This is a genomic window from Bacillota bacterium, assembly GCA_012837285.1.
In the GTDB taxonomy this organism is placed as follows: Bacteria; Bacillota; DTU030; order DUMP01; family DUMP01; genus DUNI01.
In genome coordinates this window covers 1-7038 of record DURJ01000104.1, presented here as the reverse complement: position 1 = coordinate 7038, position 7038 = coordinate 1, and the positions used below count along the sequence as shown (strand labels likewise).

The 7038-nt window shown below is 51.5% G+C and carries 9 protein-coding genes; all 9 read right to left on the bottom strand.

The window, feature by feature from the left end:
• On the bottom strand, positions 1-257 hold a 257-nt coding region (locus GX016_05925), incomplete at its 3' end, for a 2-oxoacid:ferredoxin oxidoreductase subunit beta (GenBank protein ID HHT71097.1).
• On the bottom strand, positions 254-1408 hold the full coding sequence (locus GX016_05920) for a 2-oxoacid:acceptor oxidoreductase subunit alpha (GenBank protein HHT71096.1): 1155 nt from the start codon (positions 1406-1408) through the stop codon (positions 254-256). The genes GX016_05925 and GX016_05920, both read right to left, overlap by 4 nt.
• A 25-nt stretch (positions 1409-1433) precedes the next feature.
• On the bottom strand, positions 1434-2123 hold the full coding sequence (locus tag GX016_05915; protein ID HHT71095.1) for a GntR family transcriptional regulator: 690 nt from the start codon (positions 2121-2123) through the stop codon (positions 1434-1436).
• Between the two features lie 249 nt (positions 2124-2372).
• A complete protein-coding gene (gene dapA, locus GX016_05910; protein ID HHT71094.1) occupies positions 2373-3263 on the bottom strand; it encodes a 4-hydroxy-tetrahydrodipicolinate synthase in 891 nt (296 codons plus the stop codon).
• A gap of 22 nt (positions 3264-3285) precedes the next feature.
• Positions 3286-4485 carry an alanine--glyoxylate aminotransferase family protein gene (locus GX016_05905; GenBank protein HHT71093.1) on the bottom strand — a complete coding sequence of 400 codons (1200 nt, stop codon included), beginning with the start codon at positions 4483-4485 and terminating at the stop codon, positions 3286-3288.
• Positions 4486-4622: 137 nt separating this feature from the next.
• A complete protein-coding gene (locus tag GX016_05900) occupies positions 4623-4805 on the bottom strand; it encodes a hypothetical protein (GenBank protein ID HHT71092.1) in 183 nt (60 codons plus the stop codon).
• Positions 4772-5500 (bottom strand): HAD family hydrolase, encoded by a 729-nt coding sequence (locus GX016_05895; protein HHT71091.1) that lies wholly within the window; start codon positions 5498-5500, stop codon positions 4772-4774. Before GX016_05895 ends, GX016_05900 begins: the two co-directional genes overlap by 34 nt.
• A gap of 434 nt (positions 5501-5934) precedes the next feature.
• Positions 5935-6639, bottom strand: coding sequence for a zinc metallopeptidase (locus GX016_05890; GenBank protein HHT71090.1), 705 nt, complete (start codon positions 6637-6639; stop codon positions 5935-5937).
• Between the two features lie 79 nt (positions 6640-6718).
• A complete protein-coding gene (locus GX016_05885) occupies positions 6719-6982 on the bottom strand; it encodes a hypothetical protein (GenBank protein ID HHT71089.1) in 264 nt (87 codons plus the stop codon).
• Positions 6983-7038: the final 56 nt, after the last annotated feature.

Genomic DNA, 7038 nt, shown 5'->3' with positions numbered 1-7038 from the left:
TGAAGCTTGATTCCAGTGGCCCAAGCCAGCGTGCGCCCATGGACCCCGTGCAGGACATCGGTGTTAAGGTAGATGGGAATACGAGCCGTACAGCCCACACCACCGATGGTAACCATGCTACTAAGATCAAGGCCTAGTTCGTCCACGGCGCGGAGAAAGTAATTCAGCACCTGGCCGCAGCCGCAGCCGGAACAGAAGAAATGGGGCAGCCCGCCGAGACGGATGTGTCTTCGTTGTTCGTTATTTGCCTGGCTCATGCTATGACCTCCTTCAAAGCGTGGTAGATCTCTTCCGGCGAATGAATGAGGCCTCGGTTCTTGGTAATACGGGCTGTTTGGCAACGTCCACCACAGATACGCTCTACTTCGTAGGCATAGCGGCCAATGTTCATCTCTACTGTAACCACAGTGCCGACATTTTCGGCTACAAGGCGAATCTGCTCTTCGGGCACCGGCCAAACAGTAGCCAGTTTTAACAGACCTACCTTTTTCCCGTCGTTACGAGCCATCTGCACAGCATCCAGGGCCGGTCGCACTTCACTGCCGTAAGCGATCAAAGCTATGTCGGCATCATCCAGATAGAATGATTCTGTTTTGCAGATGATATTTCGATTCTCCGTAATCTTACCGGTGATCCTTTGGTATAGACGATCAAAAACCTCCGGGTCCCAATCGATGCGGCCGCGTTCGTCGTGCGGATTGATGGAATAAATAGCAGCGTAGCCCTTACCCAAGGGGGCTGCATCCGGCACGCCGTTCTCTGGCGCCTTGAAGGGTAAATATTCTCCCGGAGGTAGTTCGGTATATGTTCGATTGTAAAGCTGGATTTCATCCTGGGCTGGAATGGCTAACCGTTCCCGCATTAGGGCGATGGTGGTCTCGGACATGACAATGACTGGCGTCCGAAACTGCTCGGCCAGATTGAAGGCCCAAATGGTGTAATCAAACGACTCTTGTACCGAGGATGGAGCCAGCACAATCATCTCGTGGTCGCCGGCAGCACCCCAGCGCATCTGCATCACGTCCGCTTGGGTGGCAAAGTTCTCACCCCGGCAACGCTGGACATCCACGATAACACATGGGGCCTCGATAGCCACGGCATATTCAATGCCTTCTTGCATGTAGTTATAGCCGGCACTGGCGGTGGCTGTCATGGCCTTGGCCCCGGCCAGAGATGCTCCAATGACTGCGTTAATAGAACAAAGCTCGTCCTCGCCTTGTAGAAATACACCCCCCACTTCGGGCAAACGTTGGGACATCCGCTCCGAAATTTCGTTGGCCGGAGTTATGGGGTATCCGGCAAAAAAGTCACAGCCAGCGGCGATGGCCCCTTCAGCTATAGCGTAGTTGCCAAGCATGAAATGCACGCCGGTTTGGACCCGCTTCTGCCCGTCTGTTGTTTTGTTCATAGGGCATTGCTCCTTTCGGTAGTAGTTAGCTGTTTTGTAACTCCGTTACTTGTTCTAGTGTTTTTAAGGTTCGAGCTTCACCATTTATCAGGTGCTCTAAAGTAGCAGCAGCAGCTTGGTCGGCGTCTCGCTCTTTGAGGGCATCTAATATTGCCAGGTGCTCTCTAGTCACTTGTTCCACCACTTCCGGTTTGAAACCGGTGGCGTTATTTCTGCTTTCGGCTAAATAACGAATCCGCATAGACTGCTGGTCTACTCGATCTAGGATTTCTCGTAGTAGGGTGTTACTCAGATGCTTAAACATTAATTCATGTATTTCCAAGTCAGAATTGATATAAGCGGCGAAATCCACCGGTCCCTGGATAATCCCAAGCATCTTCTTGTAGAGCGCATCTATCTCTACTATTTGGCACCGCCTGGCTGCCACTTCAGCCGCATGCGGCTCCAATAGCCGCCGTACTTCCCAAGCGTTCTTAACATCTTCCAAACTAATAGGAGCTACTTGGGCCCCACGATTGGACATCAGTACCACCAGCCCAGCCCCTTCCAGACGGACCAGGGCTTCGCGCACTGGGGTAGAGCTAACGCCAAATTCCTCGGCTAGCTTGTTTATCTGTAGTTCTTCACCGGGCTTGAACCGATTAGTAAGTATATCTTCCTTAAGTGACTCATACAAGCGCTCTCGCAAAGACGTCAGTAACAGCCTTCTCTTCACCGTGGTCCTCCTTTGCACCTTTAACACCCAAGGATCGCTGGTTATATACATTATATATTCGTTGCTATTTTTAGTCAATATATCTTGCATGATATACTTTGTTTTATGCTCTATATATTTATTTTATGACGGATTGTTCGATTGTGGCATAGAACATGCGTGGTAGTTACTGATTGGTTGCGTTGGCCCGAAAAAATCTGGGGCGACTCTCCCTTGGGAAAGTCGCCCCAGATTATCGCTGCTCGCTAGTTAACTTTCGATAAATTGGCCCCGCTGCAGGATTTGCTTCAGTTCCTCTAACTGAGTCGGTGTGAGTGGCTGAATCGGCAGCCGCGGCGGACCGCCGTAATAACCTACCAAATCCATGGCCGCTTTTAGTCCGGCCGGCCCCCACCGGGCGGTAACCGCTTTATTGATTTCCAGCACATTTAGCTGGATTTGGCGCGCTTCTTCCAACTTTCCAGCTTGAAAATAATCGTAGATGGCAACACACTGCTCTGGGAGCACGTTGGCCAGTGCCACTGTGCCCCCCTTAGCCCCCAGGCAAAGTGCTGGCAATAGCCAGCTGGCCGACCCGGCAAACACGGTAAAATCGGGGGAGGTTTTTGAGATGGTCTCGGCCACTTGAACAATGCTCCCCGAACTGTCCTTTTCGCCTACAATGTTGGGATGTCCAGCCAATTCGGCCACAAGATCCGCTGTCATGTTAATACCGGTATTGCCAGGCATGTTATAGAGCATCACTGGGATCGGGCAAGCATCGGCCACAGCTTCAAAATAGGCTTTTAAAGCAGTTGGAGTATAGCATGCCTTGTAATAGTTGGGGGTAACAACCAATACAGCATCTGCTCCCAGTTCAGCTGCCCTTTTTGACAGGTCAATGGTTTCCTGGGTGGACTCACAGCCAGTGCCAGCGATAACTTTTAGCTCTGTCGGTGTATTCTCCCGCACAAAACTGATCAACTGTTCCTTCTCCTGACGCGAAAGGAGCTGAAACTCGCCGTTAGATCCCAGAACCACCAGCCCAGCCAGCCCAGACTTAGACCATCTATCTAAGTTGAACTTGAGTTTATCCCAGTAGATGTTGCCGTCGCCGGCTTTAAAGGGTGTAGCAATAGGTGCAAAAACACCTCTGATCATGGCGTTATTTCCCCCTTAGTCATTACTTCCGGGAACCGTCGTAAACTGCTGTAGCAGCTTCTAGGGCTGCGCTGGCCGAGGCTTTGAACCCTTGGGCGTTGAGTGCGGAAGCCAGGGCTGTTAGGGCCAGCATGATGTTCTTGCGGTTGGAGTTGGAGCCCATGAGACCCACACGCCAGATCTGACCTTTGACGGGGCCGAGGCCGCCGCTGATCTCGAGATTGAAAGCTCGCAGCAGATGTTGCCGGACCGCTGCATCCTGTACTCCTTCCGGCACCCACAAGGTAACTAAGCTGGGGAGACGATAACCTTCTTGGGCAAACGGCTTAAGTCCCATAGCTTCACAACCGGTGCTAAATGCTTTGGCATTTAGTTCGTGCCGGGCCCACCGGGCTGTAAGTCCCTCTTCGGCAATAATGCGCAGCGCTTCACGCAAGGCATAGACCATGCTGATGGGAGCTGTATGGTGGTAAAACCTCTCTTGGCCCCAGTAACGTTCGATCATGGTAAGATCTAAGTACCAACTGGGAACCTTGGTCTTGCGATTATGGAGCGCTTCTTGAGCCTTGGCATTCATAGTAACCGGTGCCAAGCCCGGCGGACAGCTGATGCATTTTTGGGTGCCGCTGTAGGCCGCGTCAATCCCCCACTCGTCAATTAATACCGGCGCTCCGCCCAGTGAAGTGACGCAGTCCATAGCTACCAGGGCTCCATGCTCGTGGGCAATACGAACAATGTCGTCTACCGGTTGTATGATACCGGTGGAAGTCTCGGCATGGACAAAGGCCAACACTTTAGCATCGGGCATTTCTTTGAATGCCGCTTCTACTTGTTCAACCTCAATAATGCGGCCCCACTCGCCGTTGATAACCTTTACCTCAGCACCGGTACGACCGGCAATATCTACCATTCGTTCGCCAAACACGCCGCAGACAGCCACAATGGCTTTGTCTCCAGGCTCCAGCAAATTGGACAAGGCTGTGTCCATGCCGGCACTTCCGGTTCCGGACATGGGTAACGTCAAGGTGTTTTCAGTCTGGAACACGTAGCGCAGTAAGTCGCGGGTGTCGTTCATAATCTCAATGAACTCCGGATCAAGATGCCCTAACAGCGGTGTGCTCATGGCTCTAAGAACCCTTGGATCTACTCCGCTGGGCCCCGCACCAAGAAGCGCTCGCTCCGTCGGTGCCAGTTCACCGTAATCCTTCTTCAGTTCTAACATCTCAACCTCTCCTTTCATATGGTGAAATGTGGTTTCATTACTATAAATAGTATTCTCCTTGCGGTGCGGAATTCCTTCTTTAGTTCGTTATATAATGCCACATTTTTCGGTAAAGCGTCTAACATCCTTCGCTTCGCTCAGGATGGCATGCTTGGTTCGTGATCTGCTTCGCTTAGGGTAACATGCTTAGTCGCTTTGGATACTGGGCTCGGGATGGAAATCGCTTCGCTTAGGGTGATAATCTTAGCCGCCTTGGATCCTTGGTTCAGAATGGAAATCGCTTCGCTTAGGATGAAAACGTTACCTGGTTTCTTATCCACGTTAAGAAATCCTCCCAGTTATGGACAACTACATCGCATTCTACTCCTGTTAGTTGTCGGCCGTGGGCTAGCCAGGCCGTGCGCATGCCAATGTCGCGCGCCCCTCTTACATCGGTACGCGGATCATCGCCGATATGAACCGCTTCCTGAGGTTGTATCCCTAAAGCAGCCAGCGCTTGCCGAAAAATCTCCGGATGCGGTTTGGCTACCCCTACTTCATTGGAAAAAAGCAAGTGGGAAAAATGTTGTTTCAAGCCGAGCCGTTCCAAAATAATGCGGGCCGTACTGCCCGGTGTTCTCCCGGTGTTGCAGATTAGGGCCAAGTCCACCTGTTCTTTCAGTTGGATCAGCACTCGTGCCACCCCGGGCACCGGCTCAGGCAATTGTTCCAAGGAGGCGGTGGTGTAGGCTTCATACAGCTCGGCCATGAGCCGCTCGGTACTGGGAATATCTAGCGCCGCCACTATCCAAGCTAGCTGCTCCTCAGGCGGCATTTCTTTTCCTTCATTTACTTGAAACCCCATCACTTTATCCCGGCAACGCATAGCTACCTCCGTTATGTCCTCCTTGGGCCTAGCTTCCCCATATCGAGCCAAGATATCTGCCAGTCGTGTAATCACCACTTCTTCAATACTGTCCTCAGACTTTTCCCTAATTACAGTGTTCCATAAATCAAAGGTTACCGCTCTGAGCACGCGCCAGTCTCCTTTCACCTAAAGTAGAATTATGTTCGCATCCGGACCTATGAGATCTTATTGAACCCGATCTTGAGCTTTCGCTACACTTACTTATGAAATAGTTTTCTCTGGCCCTGGGTAAAAAACCTTTTTTTGCCGTCTTATGGGTGAAGATCAAATATTTCGGGCATGATAGCACCAGGTAAACTTTACAGGAGGTGATAATGTGACCTACATCTGCTCCTCTTGCGGCCGCCAATCCCGACTGCCGGACTACTGTCACGGCAAGCCCATGTCCCAACAAACCCAGTATACCTGCCCTAACTGCGGCCGTACATCCAATACCCCAGGTACCTGCTGCGGACAACAGATGGTTACAGGCTAAGGCTGGTCGCCGCCAAAAAGGAAGGGTCTTGGTCTAGACCCTTCCTTTTATCCTGGTCCTATTTGTTTTAGTCACGGCGTCGTCCCAAGCCAGCCATTAACAATAACCTCAGCAGCTGCAGAACAGCCGATAAAGTAGCTGCCACGTAAGTTAGGGCCGCCGCCTGAAGCACCGCTCTGGCACCGCCGATTTCATCCCGGGCCAGTACACCCTGGCCTTCTAGCAACCCCAGCGCCCGCGAACTGGCATTAAACTCCACCGGCAGCGTTACCAATTGAAACAACACTGCCAGACTAAAGAGTATGATCCCCAATTGCAGCATAAACCCGCTCTGGAAGAAATATCCAAACAGGGCCAGCGGCAAACCAAGCTGGGAACCGATATTGGCCGCCGGTACCAAACTGGAACGTACACTAAGTGGTACATAATCAGTAGCATGCTGCAGGGCATGTCCGGTTTCGTGAGCTGCTACCCCTAAAGCCGCCAGCGAATTGCCATAAAATACTTGTTGGGACAATCGCAGAGTACGATCACGGGGATCATAATGATCGGTGAGCCGGCCAGGAATAGTCTCCACCCTGACACCCTCCAGACCCTGACTCCTAAGAAGCATCCGGGCCACATCGGCTCCAGTCATACCACTTTGAGCCCGCACCTGCAAGTAGCGCTGGAAGGTGGCCTGGACCCTAAGCTGCGCATACAAAGCCAAAATAATTGCCGGTAATACTACTATGGCGTAAGGGCTGTAGTAGTACGGGTAAAAGAAAGGCATTTCATCGCCTCCTCTCTAATGCTTAGGTTCTTCTTCACCTTAATACAAAACCGGCCGATAAGTCAACGCCTAGTCTGCCCTAATTTTCACGATTTTTGCTCCTAGGCGCATCTAGATATAGTTTACCATTGATTTTGAGCCGCCCTTCCCGGGCGAACTGCGCCAGCTGGGCAAATGATACCAATTGAAATGCTCCTGTCCCGGAAAACAACTTAATAATGTTACCGGTGGTACCGATTATACGCCACTTATTGGCAGCGCTGTCAGTGTCAAAATATGAGATCGAAGCTCCGGTGGTTATTATGTCTTTTAGATCGGCAATTAACTCCTGGTCAGTCAGCATGTGCTCGCCTCCGCCCTTAAATATTTTCCAGCCCCACTATCCACCTTCATTATACC

Coding starts and splice junctions, on each gene's coding strand:
- GX016_05920 (HHT71096.1), bottom strand. CDS start 1,408: ATGAACAAAACAACAGACGGGCAGAAGCGGGTCCAAACCGGCGTGCAT.
- dapA (HHT71094.1), bottom strand. CDS start 3,263: ATGATCAGAGGTGTTTTTGCACCTATTGCTACACCCTTTAAAGCCGGC.
- GX016_05905 (HHT71093.1), bottom strand. CDS start 4,485: ATGTTAGAACTGAAGAAGGATTACGGTGAACTGGCACCGACGGAGCGA.
- GX016_05890 (HHT71090.1), bottom strand. CDS start 6,639: ATGCCTTTCTTTTACCCGTACTACTACAGCCCTTACGCCATAGTAGTA.
- GX016_05885 (HHT71089.1), bottom strand. CDS start 6,982: ATGCTGACTGACCAGGAGTTAATTGCCGATCTAAAAGACATAATAACC.